The 17,955-nt window shown below is 54.5% G+C and carries 19 protein-coding genes; 4 read left to right on the top strand and 15 right to left on the bottom strand.

The genetic code is table 11. The features are described from left to right. Nucleotides 1–10 precede the first annotated feature (10 nt). Genes EI77_RS04430 through EI77_RS04415 form a run of 4 tightly spaced genes read left to right on the top strand, consistent with a single transcriptional unit; the run spans nucleotide 11 to nucleotide 5,867 of the window. Nucleotides 11–1,027: an AAA family ATPase gene (locus EI77_RS04430; RefSeq protein WP_133793530.1), complete on the top strand. Its 1,017-nt coding sequence runs from the start codon at nucleotides 11–13 to the stop codon at nucleotides 1,025–1,027. Then, the gene (locus EI77_RS04425) at nucleotides 1,024–2,769 is read left to right on the top strand and encodes a hypothetical protein (RefSeq protein ID WP_133793529.1); all 1,746 of its coding nucleotides are present in this window, start codon (nucleotides 1,024–1,026) and stop codon (nucleotides 2,767–2,769) included. Before EI77_RS04430 ends, EI77_RS04425 begins: the two co-directional genes overlap by 4 nt. Then, complete coding sequence (locus tag EI77_RS04420) at nucleotides 2,747–3,787, top strand: ABC transporter ATP-binding protein (protein WP_208300261.1); 1,041 nt, start codon at nucleotides 2,747–2,749, stop codon at nucleotides 3,785–3,787. The genes EI77_RS04425 and EI77_RS04420 overlap by 23 nt, the downstream gene beginning before the upstream one ends. Continuing rightward, nucleotides 3,777–5,867 carry a BamA/OMP85 family outer membrane protein gene (locus EI77_RS04415; protein WP_166647027.1) on the top strand — a complete coding sequence of 697 codons (2,091 nt, stop codon included), beginning with the start codon at nucleotides 3,777–3,779 and terminating at the stop codon, nucleotides 5,865–5,867. Before EI77_RS04420 ends, EI77_RS04415 begins: the two co-directional genes overlap by 11 nt. 6 nt (nucleotides 5,868–5,873) lie before the next feature. Here EI77_RS04415 and EI77_RS04410 read toward each other — a convergent pair whose 3' ends face one another. The 15 genes from EI77_RS04410 to EI77_RS04335 all read right to left on the bottom strand — a co-directional run bounded on the left by EI77_RS04410 (nucleotide 5,874) and on the right by EI77_RS04335 (nucleotide 17,922). Further along, nucleotides 5,874–6,404 carry a DUF1801 domain-containing protein gene (locus tag EI77_RS04410; RefSeq protein ID WP_166647026.1) on the bottom strand — a complete coding sequence of 177 codons (531 nt, stop codon included), beginning with the start codon at nucleotides 6,402–6,404 and terminating at the stop codon, nucleotides 5,874–5,876. Between the two features lie 1,046 nt (nucleotides 6,405–7,450). Beyond that, the gene (locus EI77_RS04400; RefSeq protein WP_133793526.1) at nucleotides 7,451–9,076 is read right to left on the bottom strand and encodes an FAD-dependent oxidoreductase; all 1,626 of its coding nucleotides are present in this window, start codon (nucleotides 9,074–9,076) and stop codon (nucleotides 7,451–7,453) included. A gap of 195 nt (nucleotides 9,077–9,271) precedes the next feature. Then, the gene (locus EI77_RS04395; protein WP_133793525.1) at nucleotides 9,272–9,778 is read right to left on the bottom strand and encodes a GNAT family N-acetyltransferase; all 507 of its coding nucleotides are present in this window, start codon (nucleotides 9,776–9,778) and stop codon (nucleotides 9,272–9,274) included. A 35-nt stretch (nucleotides 9,779–9,813) separates the two neighbouring features. Further along, nucleotides 9,814–10,167: a DUF2200 domain-containing protein gene (locus EI77_RS04390; RefSeq protein ID WP_133793524.1), complete on the bottom strand. Its 354-nt coding sequence runs from the start codon at nucleotides 10,165–10,167 to the stop codon at nucleotides 9,814–9,816. A gap of 32 nt (nucleotides 10,168–10,199) precedes the next feature. Beyond that, the gene (locus EI77_RS04385) at nucleotides 10,200–10,775 is read right to left on the bottom strand and encodes a DUF4303 domain-containing protein (protein ID WP_133793523.1); all 576 of its coding nucleotides are present in this window, start codon (nucleotides 10,773–10,775) and stop codon (nucleotides 10,200–10,202) included. 24 nt (nucleotides 10,776–10,799) lie between these two features. Beyond that, nucleotides 10,800–11,015, bottom strand: a complete 216-nt coding sequence (locus EI77_RS04380) for a hypothetical protein (protein ID WP_133793522.1) — start codon at nucleotides 11,013–11,015, stop codon at nucleotides 10,800–10,802. Nucleotides 11,016–11,305: 290 nt separating this feature from the next. Then, nucleotides 11,306–11,698, bottom strand: coding sequence for a hypothetical protein (locus EI77_RS04375; RefSeq protein WP_133793521.1), 393 nt, complete (start codon nucleotides 11,696–11,698; stop codon nucleotides 11,306–11,308). Further along, entirely contained in the window at nucleotides 11,695–11,988 is a 294-nt protein-coding gene (locus EI77_RS04370) for a hypothetical protein (RefSeq protein ID WP_133793520.1), read from the bottom strand. The genes EI77_RS04375 and EI77_RS04370 overlap by 4 nt, the downstream gene beginning before the upstream one ends. Before the next feature lie 61 nt (nucleotides 11,989–12,049). Further along, the gene (locus tag EI77_RS04365) at nucleotides 12,050–12,556 is read right to left on the bottom strand and encodes a hypothetical protein (protein WP_133793519.1); all 507 of its coding nucleotides are present in this window, start codon (nucleotides 12,554–12,556) and stop codon (nucleotides 12,050–12,052) included. 56 nt (nucleotides 12,557–12,612) lie between these two features. Then, the gene (locus EI77_RS04360; protein ID WP_133793518.1) at nucleotides 12,613–13,113 is read right to left on the bottom strand and encodes a hypothetical protein; all 501 of its coding nucleotides are present in this window, start codon (nucleotides 13,111–13,113) and stop codon (nucleotides 12,613–12,615) included. 152 nt (nucleotides 13,114–13,265) lie between these two features. Further along, a complete protein-coding gene (locus EI77_RS04355) occupies nucleotides 13,266–13,820 on the bottom strand; it encodes a hypothetical protein (protein WP_133793517.1) in 555 nt (184 codons plus the stop codon). 594 nt (nucleotides 13,821–14,414) lie between these two features. Next, the gene (locus tag EI77_RS04350) at nucleotides 14,415–15,083 is read right to left on the bottom strand and encodes a DUF6348 family protein (protein ID WP_133793516.1); all 669 of its coding nucleotides are present in this window, start codon (nucleotides 15,081–15,083) and stop codon (nucleotides 14,415–14,417) included. Nucleotides 15,084–15,141: 58 nt separating this feature from the next. Then, on the bottom strand, nucleotides 15,142–15,423 hold the full coding sequence (locus EI77_RS04345; protein ID WP_133793515.1) for a hypothetical protein: 282 nt from the start codon (nucleotides 15,421–15,423) through the stop codon (nucleotides 15,142–15,144). Between the two features lie 124 nt (nucleotides 15,424–15,547). Next, nucleotides 15,548–16,357 (bottom strand): TIR domain-containing protein, encoded by an 810-nt coding sequence (locus EI77_RS04340; protein WP_133793514.1) that lies wholly within the window; start codon nucleotides 16,355–16,357, stop codon nucleotides 15,548–15,550. A gap of 320 nt (nucleotides 16,358–16,677) precedes the next feature. Continuing rightward, nucleotides 16,678–17,922, bottom strand: coding sequence for an argininosuccinate synthase (locus tag EI77_RS04335; protein ID WP_133793513.1), 1,245 nt, complete (start codon nucleotides 17,920–17,922; stop codon nucleotides 16,678–16,680). Nucleotides 17,923–17,955: the final 33 nt, after the last annotated feature.

Raw genomic sequence — 17,955 nt, 5'->3', positions numbered from 1 at the left:
CTCCGGCGCAATGTCTGAACCCTACGCGATTGATGCCGAACTGCAGTCCGCGACGAAACCTATCGCCGCTTTACGACAGGCGCTGAATGAGGTGCTGTTCGGTCAGGAGGAACTGATTGATCTGGTACTCTGTGGAGTCATTGCCCGTGGGCATGTTTTATTAGAAGGTCTGCCCGGCCTGGGTAAAACGGAACTGGTGAAAGGGCTGTCTAAGGCACTAAACCTCACCACTCGTCGCGTGCAGTTCACGCCAGATCTTCTGCCAGGTGACATCACCGGGAACCCGGTGCTGCAAGAAGTGGATGGACGCAGGGAGTTCGTCTTCCAGCCAGGACCTATTTTCACGAACTTGCTGCTCGCGGATGAAATCAACCGTGCCTCACCCAAAACGCAGTCAGCCCTGCTGGAGGCCATGCAAGAAAGGCGAGTAACCGTGCTGGGGCATACCCATACACTGCCGGATCCGTTCTTTGTTCTCGCCACTCAGAATCCTATCGAGCTGGAGGGAACTTACCCGCTGCCTGAGGCCCAGGTGGACCGCTTTCTCTTCAAGCTGGAAGTCCTGCGCAACAGTGCAGAGACCCTGGCGAAAATCGTGACTCATCGTGAGTTAGGCGTGGAGCCGCAGGTGCCCGCCATCACAACCAGGGAAGAATTTGCCCATATTCAGGAAACTGCCCGCCGCATCTATCTTCCGGACATCGTGGCGGATTACATCGCCCGCATCGTGGATGCCACGCATCCTGGGCAGTCCAAGGCTGCTGAAGGAGTGCGTTATGGGGCCAGCCCGCGTGCTGCCTTAAGCCTGGCTTCCGCAGCCAAAGCACGTGCTCTGATGCATGGACGCCCCAATGCGAGTTTTGAGGATGTACAGGCCCTGGCACCTGCCGTGCTGAACCATCGCGTGCTGCTGGATTATGCAGCCCGCATGGATGGCCGCAGCAGTGCCAGCATCGTGCGGGCTATCCTGGCTGAGGTGCCCGTGCAAAAACTTTCAACACCCCGCACCCTGAAGGAGGCTGCATGAAAAGACTGCTGCTTTTAGTGATTTTCGCCTCCCAGGCCCAGGCGCAGAAGAGCATCACGGACGAAGTTCTAAATGAGGCCGATGGCACGCGGCTGGAGATCCGCAGTGTGTTCGATCCCCTGCCGCCTTCCGGTTATGCGCCAATGCGAATCGTGGCAACGAACGGTTCCCTGCAGGATGGGCTGTGGGATTTTACTTTTGGTTCGGAGACCCAGGATTATCGGCGTAACAACTTGCATACCAGCCGTTTAAACCTGCCCGTTCCGGCTCGCTCGACTCAGTCTGCCCTGTTTTTGGTCCCGCTGGCTCCAGATTATGGCTCCACGACTACCTATCGTAATAGTGCACATCAATTGCAGATCACTCTGAATGGACCCGCTCAGAGAAGTTTCTCCGAGCATAGTAACCGCACCATTGATTTCCCGGCCATTGCACTGAGCAAAACGCTGGCGGACAACAGTCTGGACGGCCTGAACGATGAGGTGGAACAAAAGAATAAGACGAAGAGCGGTTATAGCAGCGGCGCGAACGTCTTTGGCAGCCGTTTCCTGCCTGAAGAAGTGCCGGAGGACTGGCTGGGGGTCAGCGGATTTGATTATGTGATGCTGACGGACACCGACTGGCAGGTGATGAAACCCGGTTCCCGCAATGCCCTTCTACAATGGACGAGACTGGGCGGGCGGCTCCACTTTTACTGCAAGTCCGAAAAGCCGGGCAATCTCCCGGCTGACAGTCCGGCTTATGGGCTGGGTAAGATTGAAACCTTCCGTTGGAATGGCAGCAAAATGCCTGCTTCAGAAACGGTGTCACGCTACTGGAATGGCTCCCAGCGCCTCCAAGCACTCTTCAGTGAGCACACCACTTACAGTGATTGGCCGCTCTTGCAGGCACTGGGGAAGCGCAGCTTTAACTCTTGGCAGGTCATTGTTTTCCTGGCCATCTTTGGCATTCTGGTGGGGCCCGTAAATCTTTTTGTCCTGGCACCAGCGGGGCGGCGGCACCGCCTTTTTGTCACGACTCCTTTGCTCTCCCTGGGTGCTAGTGTGGTGATGGTGGGCATCATTTTATTTCAGGACGGCATCGGCGGCACAGGTGCCCGCTCTGTCTTTATTGAGTTGGAGCCGGAAGAGGCGGCAGCTTATGTGACACAAAAGCAGGTGAGTCGCACAGGGGTGCTTTTGGGAGCAGGTTTTGACGCCCGCCAGCCTTCCCTCATTGAGCCGCTGACACTGCCGGATTCAGAATGGGTGAAGCTGAAAAACACCCATGATGCACAGCCCGTGAACCTGACTCACAATGGGGCATCTCGCGGCGGTAATTTTTTCCAGAGCCGCACGGAGCAGGGGCAGCTCATCCGCGCGGTCATTTCCACCCGTGCCCGCCTGGAGGTAACTCCCGCTCCTTCACCCGATGAAGCGCCCAGCGTGGTTTCTGCCCTCGGTTTTACAGTGCAGGAAATGTACTATGCAGACGCCAATGGTGGCCTTTGGACGCTCGCCTCTCCCTTGGCCACGGGTCAAAAAGCCGCACTGAGCAAAGCGGAGCCGGAGCAACTGCGGACATGGTGGAAAGCCCACCAGAAAGCTGTCAAAATCGCAGGTTTGCAGGAACTGGTGGTGACGCCGCAAAATGAGTTCTTTGCGGCGGCCCAGTCCGCCCCAGATTTCACCCAGGATACTCTTTCATCCATCCGCTGGCAGGAGGACAAGATCATTGTCCATGGCAGCGTCACCCCTCCCTGACATGCACCAGCCCGCGCAAATTCTCCCGGAAATGGACCGCAGCCAGCCCGCTATCGTGGTGGAAAATCTGCAGCGTTCCTTTGGTAGCCTCCAGGCAGTTCAGGGGGTCTCCTTCAGCATCGCTCATGGCCAGGTGGTCGGTTTTGTCGGGGCCAATGGTGCTGGTAAGACCACCACGATGCGCATCCTGGCCACCCTGGATTATCCCAATGAGGGTACGGTCAAAATTGGCGGGCACAATGTCGTGCATTACCCGGCCAAAGTCCGCCGCCTGCTGGGCTGGATGCCAGACAGCTTTGGCACTTATGAGCACATGACCGTGCTGGAATACCTGGACTTTTACGCCCGTGCTCTTGGTTACAAAGGACAGGAGCGCCTGCAGCGCATCCAGGAGGTGATGGATTTTACCGACCTGACGCCTTTGGCTGATCGGATGAGCAACAAGATGTCCAAGGGCCAGACCCAGCGCCTGTGCCTGGGACGTGCTCTTTTGCATGATCCGCAGATCCTCATCATGGATGAACCTGCGGCGGGCCTCGATCCCAAGGCCCGCGTGGAACTGAAGCAACTCATCCGCATCCTGGCGGAGGAGGGAAAAACCATCCTCATCAGCTCCCACATCCTGAGTGAACTGGGGGAAATGTGCGACAGCCTACTCTTCATCGACAAAGGCAGGATCGTCCATCACGGCAACGCGGAATCCATGACCCAGGGCACAGCCACGGAAACGACCCTGGTCAATGTCCAGGTGGTGGGGGAACCCGGCCAACTGGTGCAATGGGCGCTGACGGCACCGATGATCGAGATTGTCGAGGAAACCAAACGCGGTGCGCGGTTGCGGATCTTATCCAAAGATGAATCCACGCTGGCAGGGGTTCTGCGCCGAATGATTACCGATGGATTGCAGGTCACCGATTATCACCGCGAAGAACGCCGCCTTGAAGACGCCTTTATCGACATGCTGGGTCAGATTGACAAAGGCACGTTCAAAGGCGAAACGCCTTCGCATGTGGAGTGATGTCACCAGAGCGCTGCCGGACCGTCTGCGGACGTATCCGGGATGGTGGCTATGCGTGGCCGCCCTTCTTTGTATAGCCCCAGGTATATCCATTGCCCAGGAGGAGGCATCACCCTATACCCTACGCGAGGGAGGAATCACCGTTACGGTCTCCGGTATAGAAGCGACGGCCTGGGATGATCTGAGGAGTATGCTCAGGGATCAGCTTACCCTTTCGGGTAACAGTAATCCCACGGAACCCCTGGCCGATGATCTGGCCTTTTTTACCCGGCAGGAATACATCCGGGAAGGCTGGCCAAATGCTGAGGTGCGCTGGGATCTTAAAGGTGATGTCATCTCCCTGGAGATCGTCTCGGGAATGCAGATTCGCGTGGGAGAGATCTTTTGGAAAGGTGAGTTGATCTTGCCTGAAGAAGAAATGCGGAAGTTCCTTCTGCGTCCCAGCATCGAAAGAGAGGGCTCCGATAAGGCGAATCCAGTATGGGTGAACAAGGAGCTCGAAAGCGGCTCCGGGCTGGTCCAGCGCCGTCTGCGTGCGGAGGGTTATTTACAGGCTGTCACGGTCCTGACCCCTTCGCCTGATATTCATCCCGATGGTCTGCGCGACCTGACTTTGGAGGTCACGGCGGGCCCTCGGTTCACCTTTGGCAGCGTCGAGTTTAGCGGTGCCCCGGTCGAACTGGATGCGCTGATGAGAACCCGGATCGCCCAGACTCCGGGAGAGCCTTTTAATGAAGCACGGGTCCAGCAATTGGAGGGACAGCTCACCAGCATGGCCAAGGAACGTGGCTGGCTGAATGCGGTTACGGTCTCAGATTACACACTTGGTCAGTTAGGCGGCACGGTGGATGTGGTGATCGTGATGACGGCGGGGGAGCGTGTGATGGTGGCGCGAGTGCAGCCGCATGAGGGTTTTAGTCGTGGCTCCAAGCGGGTGCTCACCGCTGGCTTTCGGGAGGCGGAGGGGAAGTATTATCAGGCTGAGGACCTGGACATCATGTTCAAGCGTGCCCTGGACACGGGCATGTTTGCCCGGCTGGATGTGGACCCTCAATTGCGGCCGGGGGTGTCCCCAGCCACGGCGGATTTGCTCATTTCGGGGGAGGAGACCCAGCCTAAGACCCTGGGGTTTGAACTCGGCTTCGATACCTTTCTGGGTGCCCAGGCCGGGGTGAACTACCGCAATACAAACTTCCGCGACTGGGGGACGACCCTGGCCGCTGAACTGAACTGGAGTGTTGCGGGGCCCCTCGGTTCCATCAAACTGACGGATCCGGCTATCTTTAACTCGGGGTATGCGGCCTCTATACAGATCGCTGTCGAGAACTTCAGCCTGTTTGAATACTCCCGCAATGGCACGAGCCTGAATCTGGAACTCTCCCGGCGCGTCAGCAAAGGCTTCTCCTATACGGTCTTTACTGGGGTCTCCGCGAATACTGTCTCGACCGATGTGCTTACCGAAGCGGAAATAGGACCAGATACATACCTTCTGGGCAGTATTGGTGGCAGCCTGATGCTGGACTATCGGGACAGTCCGGTATTGCCTCGGAAAGGCTGGTTCCTCAGTGGCCGTTTGGAATTGACGGGTGGTGATGTGAGCTTCGTGCGGACGGATCTGCGCGGGGCCTGGTATAAGCCGATTACGAAGAAGTTTCGCTTTGCGGCGGGGGGCGGATTGCTCAGTATTCAGGGTGCCTCGACCGAGGAACTGCCGATTGATTCGCGAGTCTTCAACGGTGGCCCGAATACGGTTCGTTCCTTTGCTGAGCGTGAACTGGGACCGGTAACCAATGGGAATACCCCCTTGGGCGGCACGGCGGCTATCTTTGCCAATGCAGAGTTCAGTTATGAAATCTATCCTAACCTGGAATTGGCTCTGTTTACCGATTTCGGCAGCCTGGCCGGGGCTAACAATGGCAGCCCGTTTGACTATTCTTCCGACTTCAGAACCGCTGTGGGAGCGGGCCTGAGGTATAAACTTCCCTTTGGCCCCATCCGTATCGACTACGGTCATAACTTGGATGCGCGTGAGGGAGAAAAAAGCGGTATGCTGCACGTGACCGTCGGCTTTGCGTTTTGAGCATGGTTAGGGCAGCCAACCAGGAAGTGAAGCAGCTTGTTTGACCCAGGATGTCATTTGGGCTTCGTCAAGCACATCGTCTTCATAGATGTCCAGCCAGCGGGCTTCTTTACTCTTTGGAGTGCCGCCGGGCGGAATGGGATCTAGTGAGGTGCCATCGAAGAAGGTGACTTTGACGTAACGGGTGAGCACGTGGAAGGACACGAACCAGCCCTGATCTGCGCTGCCATAAAAGGGAGAGTTCCATTTCACGGCTTTGCGCACGTTGGGCACGGTGCGGGTGATGATGGCATCCAGGCGCTTGCCAAGATCGCTTTTCCAGCCGGGCATGGCGGCGATGTAGGCCTGCACGGGCGCATCACCATCCGCCTTGGCGATCTGCGGATTGCCGCCGGAAAGGAGTACGATGCCTTGCTCGTTTTTCTGCAACTTTTTTGCCGGGGCTTGGGTCGCAGGTTTAATGGGGCACGTCGTTTTTTTCATTGCCGCCTTGGGGGCGGGGAGGTCTTTTGCGGAATTGGAATTTTTGGATTTCATGGCTTCCGGCGGTTGGGTTCGCTGTGAAGGTTAGAGCGGTTGGCTGTTGTTTGCCGAACTCATTAGTCTAAGCCTGATATTTGAGGGGTCTCATTTGTCAGCCTCCAGGTCATTGCGTTGCAAAGGTTGATGTTCTATATCAGTGGCCTCGGGGAGAAAGTGAATGAAGTGTGGGGTGCAGCAATCAGAAACCTCCGTAGCAACTTCATTTCCGCACGGGCATACCAGATTAGGACCTTGATATCCACCTTCTCCACAGCATCCCGCATGGCGATTGGAATCGGGGTGCTTATTTAAATCCAGGACATCCTTCCTATGTACTACGATCACTCCATCAGGGGTCGAGTCCCAGAAATTATGGACTCGCCAAAACTGTCCTTTTGGAACAAGTGAGACCTCACATTTTTCACTGACCTGCCAAGAAACTGGCAATTCCTCAACTGGAGCGGAGATTACACGACCACAGTTCACACAGTAGATCTGCCATTTAACCTTTTCCCCGGATTTCGGGCCTGCTTGTGAAGGTTGATTGCTGCTTAGCAGGGACGACGTAGAAGCAAGGCTTGTCTCAGCGGAATTGGAATTTTTGGATTTCATAGCTTCCTGCGTGTGGGTTCGCTGTGAAGGTTAGAGGAGGGCGATTTTCTGCCAAGGCGGTTTTGCGCCGCTTTGATGGGGATGGGGAATGGTTTTTAATTTTTCCCCATTTGGGGATTTGGCGGGTAATGGATTGATTTTCAGGGGGTTACGATGGGGATTTCATGGGGATGCATTTCCCCATGGGGAAATTTGGGGGATGGGAGAAGGTGAGGGCGTGTGATCAGATACCAGGCAAAGAAGGACGTATGGGATGATAAAGGATGGTGTAAAATATCCGTTATGGATGCATGGTTGGCAAGGGTTGGTTGGGAGGTGGGGGATGTCTTTATGGACTCCGTGCCTTCAGGGAAAGGCGGGTTATCCGGCGGGGTAATGCGCAAGATAACGATGCTCGATGACGCCGGACAAACCCGCCCTACGATGGGCTGAACTGAGTTGATTGAGGATCAAAATTCGGGGGGGCCGTTCAGGTGTTCGCACTTTTCGGGGAGGCCGGGGATGAAGTTGACGACTTGGTTTTGGGCGCGGAGTTTTTCCTGGAGGGCGGGGACGTTTACTTTTTGGACTTCGCTGTTCTCCTTTGCGGCCATGGCTGAGGCGATGCCTGCGGCATGGCCGGTGATCATCCAGACGCTTTCCAGTCGCAGGGTGCAGAAGGCGACGTGAGTATAGCTGGCGGCTCCGGGGACCAGCAGGTTGGTGCATTCGGTGGGCTGAGGCGTGAGGGCACGATAGGGGATTTCGTTCGCATAACCCATGCGCCAGATGCGGCCTTCATTGACGAACTCGTCCTCATTGAGTGCCACGCGCTGCACGTGATGGCAGTCAATGAAGTGGCTGCTCATGCCGATGCTGTCTGGCTTGCGCAGATCGGTCTGCACATCCTGCTGCTTCATCACATAGACACCGCGCATGCGGCGGGCTTCGCGAACGTAGAGTTGATAGGGAAGGTGGCCGTTGTCTGCGAATTCATCCTTGTGCAATCCCAGGCCTTTCATTTCCTCCTGCACATTGGGTGGCACGGCTTCGTCATGAGCCAGGTAATGCAGCAGGCCCAGGGTGTAATCCATGTGATCCTCATAAATGCGTGCGCGCTCGGCGTAGCTGGCATCCGGCCAGTCAAACTGACCGCCGAAATGGCCGAGTGAAAAGATGGCGGACTGTTTGTTATTCAGCTCAAACTTACCGTTCCGCCGTTTGTAGGGATCCACAATGTCCTTCAGCTTGACCTCCTTCCCCTGGGCTGTCTGGTTGCGCAGCCAGCCGCCCAAGAGAGCATAACGTGAAGCATCGTAATGCTTGGGCTTCGGGATGGGTACCTGTAGAGCGGGATCCTTCGCCACGGTGAAGCGGAAGTTGTAGTTCATAGGCGCGCGGTGGGCGTTGCCTTCTTTGAGGTCCTTTGCCCAGGCGCTGATGCCGGGGAGCAGCTTGCCCTCTGCATCCACGGTGCGTGCCTTGCGCGGCTCCTTGTCGAAACGGATGCCGGCGGCTTCCTCGCCAAACTCGGCTTTCGACTCGCGGCCCACAGCATACTTCACTCCCGCGCGGGCCATGAGATCGCCCTCATAACCAGCGTCTACAAAGACCTTAGCCGTAAGCTGGGTGCCATCGGTCAGCGTGATGGCGGTGATCTTGGTTCCATCCTTGGTTACTGCTTCTACACTCGCGCCATAGCGTACGTCCACCTTGGCTTCCTGGAGCATTTCGAGATACACCTTTTCGGCCACGGATGATTCGAAGTAATACTCAGGCTTGCCGCTGCCATAGTGATCACCGAGTCGGCGATAAAACTCATCGGCAAAACCGCCGATGGTCCACTTCAGCATGTGCTCGCTCTCGGCCGTGTTGATGCCGCTGGTGCTGAGTCCGCCGACGTGTTTGGTCGGCTCGATGAGTATGACCTTCACGCCTTCCCGGGCTGCGGTGATGGCCGCTGCGATGCCGCAGGGAACGCCGCCATAGACGACGATATCGGCCTCGTGAGTGTCCGCAGCAACCCTGGATGGAGCCAAGGTGAGTGACAGAGCGGCCGCCGCGCAGGTGTAGAAAGCTAGAGTTCTTCGATTCATTAAAAGCCAGTGAAGCAAAAGATCACCTCGGCAGCAAGATGAAGCAGGCGGTGATGACGCCTCTTCGGGGCGACAAGCTTCTCGGACTCCGACGGTTCTTTTTGGATTGAAAGTGAAGGATGACGAGACGGGTCATCCCAGAGAGGTTAGGTTGCTTTTCGAGTGATCTTGCGGTCGCTGGGGGGATCCTGAGTGTCAGGCGTCATGGCGAAGGCGCCCATAGAGAGCGGTGTCATGGCGAATTCCCTCTTCACTACGCCAGGTCTGGCGGAGCTGTCCTTCAAGAACAAAGTGGTTGAGCTCAAGGACGCGTCGCATGGCGTGGTTGTCGATGCGCGTGGCTGCCTCGATGCGAAACAGGGCGGGGTATTCGGCAAAGAGCCAGACCACCAGCCAGGCCACGGCGGCGCGGCCGATACCGCGGCCTCTGCTCCCGCCCGCCAGTCGGAGATCGAACATTACGCTGCCATCGTCGGAATCATCGAGATCCATGATGCGCACGATTCCGACGGGTGAACCGTGCTCGTTGATCCAGAAGGCGCGCACCTCCGCGGCAGGACCAAGCTTGATCTTTCGCGCAAGGTCTACGGTCAGCGTGCTGCGCGCGTGAAAGGGCCATGTGTGGCATGACAGGAAGCTGGCGACAGCCTCGCCTTCGCTCTCAGGACTGATCTCCGCAAATACCAGTGAGGGTAGGGACATAGTTGGAAACAGGACGGGGAGTGTGGAGCCCACGGTCAGGCGCGCAAAATCTTGTCCATGGGTTTTCCCTTGGCGAGTTCATCGACGAGTTTGTCCAGGTAACGGATTTCTTGCATGGTGGGGTCTTGGATGTCTTCCACGCGGATGCCGCAGATGGTGCCTTTGATCAGGGTCCGGGAAGGATGCATCTTGGGGGCTTGCTGGAAGAAGGTTTCAAAGTCGGTCTGGTTTTCCAACTGGGCTTCTAGATCCTGCTGGGTGTAGCCCGTTAGCCAGCGGATGATGGCATCCACCTCGGCTTGGGTGCGGCCCTTCTTTTCCGCCTTGGCGATGTAGTGGGGATAGACGTCCGCGAAGGGGGTGGTGAAGATGCGGTGTTTGGTGGGCATGGGGGTGGGAGGCAGAGTTAGGGTGCGGCATTTCACACGGACGTATCATCCATGGCCTCAGTGTCCCAATGAATGAAGCGGTGTGCAACGTCCGGGGGGTTCAGGGTCAGTACCCAGTGGTCTATCAATTCAGACGGAAGGTCGCCGACTGGCAGCAACGTGATCTTGGTTCGCGCGGGGCCTGCATCGAAAAAGTGTTCGTCTTCCAACCGCTGAAAAGCTTTCAGAATCGCGGGCCAAAGCGACTCTGTCACCTGGTTAAAGGTCTCCTCATCATTGTCAAAGTTTGCACGAAGGGCCTCATTGATTTCCCCAAAATGTGCTGCGCCGACTTCAGGAAAGAAGCTCCAGTCGCCATAAGACCAGCGCATTCCGGACCGGGTGGAGGTGGTCCCGTATTTCGGATCCACGGTCTTTCTATAGTGCTTGACCGTCGAGGTCAGTCCCTCCTCGCTATTGGCAACGGCGTGCAGGAACTGAAGTGAATCGTCGGTGAACAGGGCAAACGCGTAAAAGCTCTGGTCCGGATTGGCTTGCAGGAGTTCAGAAAAGGCTGCCTTCAGGGCAGCATAGACTTGGTCGGAAAAGTGAGCAGGCTCGATTTGCATCTTGGACAAGGTCAAACGTGCGATTTAGGAATGGTTGAATGAAGCGAGCGTCCAGTGAAGACTGCGGCCGTGGCCTTTGCGCCTGACCAGCCCGATCTCTTCTTCTAGCCTGCGTGTCCATTCTGGACAGGGCCGCTCATAAGGCAGCTTGAGGGTGTCCCGAAGTTCCTGCCAGGTGGCTCCGCGGGATTGCTTTTCCAGATGACGCTGGATGTGGGTTCTAAATTCGGCGTAGGTCATGGCGATGGATGGGGAACGGTGGAGGACGTGGAATCTTATCCGGGCATCTTTACGGGTGGGAGTAGTGGCACCGCTGGCATCCTTCCAGGATGTGGATGGATGAGTTATTTCCATTTCGCCTAACCAGGGGTGCGGTCGCTGGGGCTCCCTGACCGCTTGGCTACCGGCTGGGATGTCTCCGGCATCCGGGGGCGGGAGGACGGCATCAGGGGGAGTTTAACACTGCAGAGAATATCTTTTTGTTCACCTCTGCGGTCTTCTATACGCTGCGGTGTTGGGTGGGAGCAGGGTTAGCGAGCCTGGTCACGAAAACGGGCAAAATTTACAAAGATGTTTTCTACTATCACAGCCTGATCTTTGGCACCAAAGTAGGAATGACCAACGCCGATGAGTTCATGCTGGCCAGGGTGGTGAGCCTTATCGAACGCTGACTTGCTCGCGTCCGCGACCAGCCCTGCGCTCCATTTCTCTGCGGAGCCCACAGTGCGTATCATGGTCTGAAGGACGGCGGCTTCAATGTCTTCAAGTTCAAGGAGCATGACGATTCGACCCACCGCCAAGGCATAACCGTAGAGCAGCATTCCAAGAATCGAAACCTCCAGGGCTTGGTTATTCCAGCGCCTGTCCATGACAACTGCACTGGCTATTTGGCTAACCTTTTTGGTGAGTTCATCTCTGGTCATAGGTAGACTTTTCTTTCCGATTTAATGATTTCTTCGGTCAACGGCTCTGGGTAAAGATCCTGGCCCTTGGCCCAGGGTCCTCCATGGATGATGTCCATAGGATCTGCAATAGCATCGTAAAGAGGGTCCTTGCCAGAGGTCTTCTGCAGATAGTGTGAGAACAGCGTGTACAAATCAATCTGCGACACGCCTTCGTCACGCAAGGTGGTTGCTAGCTGGTACATCCTAGCTGCCGGATCAAGGCTCCCTAGTGCCTGCTCAAACCTCGCATGATGTTCGCTGGAAATCATTAGAGTCAGCGGTGATATTTGAGCGAGTTTCTCGGGGCTTCCAGCTTTGGTTGCGGCCCTCTCAGGGCAGAGAAGACATGCAGCGGATTCTGATGCCGCCGTCAACAATTTCAATGGTGATGATGTGATCCCCGCCTTCCTGACTCACGGTGATTTCGACTGACTCCAGCAGATCTATTTTGAAGTATTTGGCCTTCACGGTCATGGAGGTGAACGGATCCTGTTCGGCGAACTTGGCGAATGTCAGCTCTCCGTCTTTCTTGGGCAGTTGCAGGGCGTGTTGAAACTTCTTGGGGATGAAGGCTGCACAGGCGGTTTTGTAACCGGTCAGGACATCCAATCCCTTTACGGTTAGCTCGTCGCCAAAGCTGGCGTCTTCCTCATTGAGGGGGATGTTTTTATAAAGTCCGTGCCCTTGAAGGTGCTTTTGATTGTAGGACTCCAAGGTGGACCTTTTTTCGTCGTCGAAATTGAAAATGGCAGAGCTTGGGATTGGTGGCTCAAAAGCTTCTGCCATTTGAAGCAGGCTCATGACAAACGTCACTGCTGCGAACAGGTGTAATTTCATGGGTAGATTTGGACTTTTTGGGATCAAAGTTGGTCTGGGCAGGATGTTAGATAGCGCTAGATCGTGCTGCCGTGTGTGTGGGTCACTAAAAATAAAGTTGTTCCATAGAAAAGTACCAGCCAAATACCCGTCAGTCCCTCCTGCGTGAAACCGAATTTATAGCAGACAACGCCGTTTCCTCGCTCATCAAAGTGAGGAAGCTGATCTTTGAGTGTCTCGATTTTGGCTAGCTCTGCTAATTCAAGTCCCATGTGAATTGCCGTCCATCGATCTTCGGAAGCATCGTAATGAGGATAGTAATGGCGTAGGAGACCTTTGGTAACCCGGATGATAAAGCGCTCAGTCCGTGCGCGATCCATGGAGTATTTTACAACCTCCATGGGTTGCCCGTCTTCATCTGTGATTATCACATTCTCCATTGACTTGCGGATCTCAACCCGAAGCGCGACACTTCGTGTCAGCGTTCCCGGAAACACCTTGTTCTGAATAATCCACTTTGCTGCATCCGTATGACCAAGGCCCATCGCGAGGAGCACACGCATGGCTTCATCATCCATGGAGTATGAGTGATTGCATGCATCGCAGCATGGCAAAGTAATAAGGTTAGACGGACGAGGCTCGGGAAAGAAACCCCTTGGAGGAACATGGTCTCTCGTTGTTGGATTAGCTGAACCGCATAAATAGCAGGTTTTAATGTTTATTGTCGGTTTCATTTTTGCACCACTTGAATCCTTACTCCCGCATCTTTGGGATGGGCCACAATTTCCTGTTCCCATGTTATGTCCACGAAACCAGGACCATCATCGAGAATCGCGCCAAAATAATGTAGATAAAGTCGATCACGCCTCCCCGTGGTGCGCAGTTTAAGGGCATCGAGAAGCCCTTTCGTGCCTATGGCGAGGTGGTCCTGGCGAATGGTAAAACTATCGTAACGGATAAAGACTACCCGAGCGGGTGATATTGGTGTCCAGCGCAATTTGCCAGTTTGTCGCTGAATCAGATCCACCCAGAAACGAGGACTGCCATACGCACGAATTTCTGCAAGGTCCGTATAATCGGGCGAAGTTATCGGCAACATGACATCCAGAGGGCCGCTCCCAACATGTTTGGCAGGGATATTTTCTGTCGGAGTATAAAAAAGTGCGGATCGATGAGCGAATAGGTGGTCCTGTTTTTCAAGTTTCCGTCGCGCAAATGCCGCTGGACCTCTGTCGGCCAAATCCTCGGAGATCGTGCCAACCCAAGAAATGCCCCTGTTACTCATGATGTCGCTTCAAGCTGTTGCCCTTAATTTTTACACTCCCTTATGGGCGAGAGTAGCTGAAACAGGGGAAAAATCAAGCGGGGTCCAAGCCGCTGAATGGCATGGGACTTTGTACGTGCATCTTCGCGGCTATAAGATGTGGCACCACTGGCATTCTCCAGGATGCGGCGTTGATGGGCTAGTTCCGTTTCGCGTGTGACCAGGGGTGCGGTTGCTGAGGCTCCCTTACCGCCTAGCTACTGGCTGGGATGCCTCTGGCATCCGGGGCGGTGAAGACGGGAAAAATCACCCATCAGGACTTCAGGTCTGGCGCAGAGATTTGGAGGTGGGGACACGGAAGCGATGAACGGACATGTGGTGTCTCGTCCTTTCAGGACTTGAGGAATCTGAGAAGGGGTGTCCGGCTACCCAGGGCGTTGCCCTGGGCTTTGTTGTTTCGCCCCGTTGGGGCTGATCTGAAGCGGGAAAAGGGCGCTGTCCCCTTGGTCGCGCAACTCAACGCGGGCTGAGATGAATGACACAATGTTTTAGTGAATTATCGCTATATTTAGCCTGGCATCTTTTTTCCCAGGTGCCCATGATATTAGAAGCGGTTCATTCTCGGTGGAGTGCGATGACAAAAACTCGGAGGAATCCGAAAGGTTCAATCCGTGGCCAATCGAGGGATAGAAGAGTGGAGGACGCGCGCTCATGTATTTCTCCGTCCACCCGGACTTCGGCGATATTGAGTCCACCAAAGAAAATCTTGATGGCGTGAGGAACTCCATCTTGCAGATCAGAGAGGGATGTCGAAATGGCGGGTAAAACGGTCTGTCGCGATAGCCACCAATCCTGAAGTGCATTTCCACTTTCCCCGAGACCGTAACCCATGATTGGGCTGCATATGCAATGCCACCCCGTCATCCCCCCTTCTTCATGGCCGTGCAAGTGGTCAGCAAACTGACCGCTTCGGGAGTACTTAAGTTCCAGTAGCGCTGCGGCGCTCGTGCCTCCCCAGAGTTGGGCTGCTGAAGATGCGCAATCTGCGGTGCTCTCACCAAAGCCACTCACGCAATCCCAGAGTATCAAGCCGCTAGGATCGGAATCCTGGAAGCTAAAAGCGACATCTACATGGCCATCGGAATCAACTTTGTGTTGTTCGGAAAAGCGAATCACCGCATCATCAGGGCCGAAAATAGCTTCGTCAAAGACCGACCAGCCGGGCATCAAATCGTTTAACACCTCGCAAAACGCATGAGCGAACTGGCTGGCTTTCGTATTCATGGTTTTTTGTTCAACAGGAGTTTTCAGTTATAATTCACTTGGAATCTTATTTTGGTAATTAAGAATACCAGAAGCTATTGACCTTGTAGCCTGAAGCCACTTCGGTCCACAGATCGACGCCATGCCTGGTTTCAAAAGTTCGGATCGCTTCCTTAAGATCGGCATCACCCATTGAATTCTTCCAAAGCCGAACACACCAAGGGTTGTCTAAAAGAGTAGAGTATCCAGCTGCCCCACCATTTTTCGGTGTAAATTCCAAAAAATAGACTGTATCTTTCTCCCTTTTACGTTCCATAGCGAAACGTTTATCTTCTTCTTTGCGTGAATTGTGGCGAGACATAAGATTTTATGTAGTTTCAAACAATATTAACATTCAGGCCATTAAGGGCAAATTTAGATTATAGGGACGTTAATTGCTGAAACAAATCAAAGGCGGTGATCTAACCTGTTCTTGCTTATATGTTTTATTGTAATATTACATTAAAGTCAATTGCGTAACCGGAAGCTTTCATCTCTTTCGCTATGTCCACCTGCCAATCTTTATCTGAAATGTAAACAACTCCACTGATATCATTTGGCAGCTCGATGTCCGCTGTTACTAAAGCTGCCACGTTATTTCTACCAATCTTCGCCATTAAATAGCCGTGCTCGAATACAACATTTTGTCGCGCACGAGGCCGGAGGTTACCAATGCTCGCTTCAGTTTTGACATTTCCTAAATCATCTGGTGTGTAAAGTACGATTCCAAACCCTACATTTGAGAACTCTTCAATCTTTTCTATGATAGTTCGCCCCTGGTTGGGCTGTTCATGAAGAATGATTGCGGCAAAGCCCAACTTCTCGATGAAGCGCGCCGTCCGTTCTTTGGCCTCTCCGTCATGTCCATGAACAATAAAGACTTTGGAAGTGTCTTTTATTTTCTTCTTGTCTGGTTCCGGTTCAACGGGCATTTCTCGAAAATCATGCTCATCGTTTTGAATATCCAAGATCAGTGATTCCAGATAAGAGTTCATATTCTCGCCGTCCAAGTTCCAAAATGCCGTAACATCGGAATCATGAGGATTAATCGAAAAAACATTGTGCGTCAGCTTCTCATTGAGAACTGAAACCTCGCGAGGAAGATGATCAGACAAAAATGAGGTTAATTTTCTTCGCCAAGCATTAAAGCGTTCGTCACCAAACGCAGCCCCCCGTTCCTTGTAGGCGTTGACCACTTCGCCGCGAAGCCGGGCTTTAAGAGTTTTAAGTTCTTCGATTATTTCGTCTTTTTTCATTTTTACCGAAGTTATGTAGTTCTTATATAAGACATTTAATATATTATATATTTAACGCTCTTCCACAAAAAATCAATATTGCGGAAATCACGCCTAAGAGTCAAGCTGCGGATCGGCATTCCTTTCAGAGCGGAACTTTCTAGGCTAACCATCAAGATTACGATGTATGTGCTGATGAAAAATAGGGAGGCAGCTCAAAAGGATTGTTTGAAAGAGGCATCCACGACCACAAGTGCACTTGATTTGAAGAATACCATAATAAAAAAGCCCGGAAACCTTGCGGCGTCCGGGCTGGTGAGGATTTGGGAAATTGTTTAATTTTAACCGCCGATGTTCGCTGCACCATTGACCTGCGAATTCACGCGCAGACGGAGGCCGTTGAGGCGGATGAAGCCGGTGGCGTCGTCTTGGTTGTAGGCTTTCGTTGGGTCGGCTTCCATGGTGGCGATGTGGGGGTTGTACATGCTGAACTGGCTCTGGCGGCCGGCGGCGTGGATGCCGCCTTTGTACAGCTTCACACGGACGGTGCCGGAGACGTTCTTTTGGCTCTCGGTGACGAGGGCCTGGAGGGCGAGGCGCTCGGGGGCGTACCAGAAGCCGTTGTACACGAGCTTGGCGTACTCGGGGATGAGGCTGTCGCGGAGGTGCATGACTTCGCGGTCCATGGTGAGGGACTCGATCTGGCGATGGGCGAAGTGGAGGATGGCTCCGCCGGGGGTCTCATAGACGCCGCGGCTCTTCATGCCGACGAAGCGGTTTTCCACCATGTCCACGCGGCCGACGCCGTGCTTGCCGCCGAGTTTGTTCAGGGCTTTCATGACCTGGAGGGGGTTCATGGGTTTGCTGTTGACGGCGACGCAATTGCCTTTGTCGAAGTCGAGCACGACGTATTCGGATTTGTCCGGGGCGTCTTCAGGGAAGACGGAGAGGGTGGTGAAGTAGTCGCGGTATTTGACGTCGCCGGCGTTGAACCAGGGGTCCTCTAGGATGCCGGCCTCATAGCTGATGTGCAGGAGGTTGCGGTCCATGGAGAAGGGCTTTTTGGCGCTGGCCTGGATGGGGATGTTTTTCTCTTCGCAGTAGGCGATCATTTCGGCACGGCCAGGGAACTGGGTGCGGAAACGCTCGTCACGCCAAGGCGCGATGATTTCGAGATCCGGGGCGAGGGCGGCGGTGGTGAGCTCGAAGCGGACCTGGTCGTTGCCTTTGCCGGTGGCACCGTGGCCGATGGCGGAGGCACCTTCGAGCTTGGCGATCTCGACCATGCGCTTGGCGATGAGGGGGCGGGCGATGGAGGTGCCGAGGAAGTACTGGCCTTCATAGATGGCCCCGGCCTGCATCATGGGGAAGATGAAGTCTTTGGCGAACTCCTCCTGGAGGTCGTCCACATAGATTTTGAGAGCGCCGGTTTTTTTGGCTTTGGCGTTGAGGCCTTTGAGCTCGTCGTCCTGACCGATGTTGGCGCAGAAGGCGATGACTTCGGCATCATAGGTTTCTTTGATCCAGGAGAGCAGGACGGAGGTGTCGAGGCCGCCGGAATAAGCGAGGACGATTTTCTTTTTCATGTGTGGGGAAAGGAGCGCGGAGGATAAGCGGTC

Origin of the sequence: Prosthecobacter fusiformis (assembly GCF_004364345.1) — a bacterium.
In the GTDB taxonomy this organism is placed as follows: domain Bacteria; phylum Verrucomicrobiota; class Verrucomicrobiia; order Verrucomicrobiales; family Verrucomicrobiaceae; genus Prosthecobacter; species Prosthecobacter fusiformis.
The sequence above is the reverse complement of the archived record's forward strand: the minus strand, read 5'-3'. Positions and strand labels throughout refer to the sequence as shown.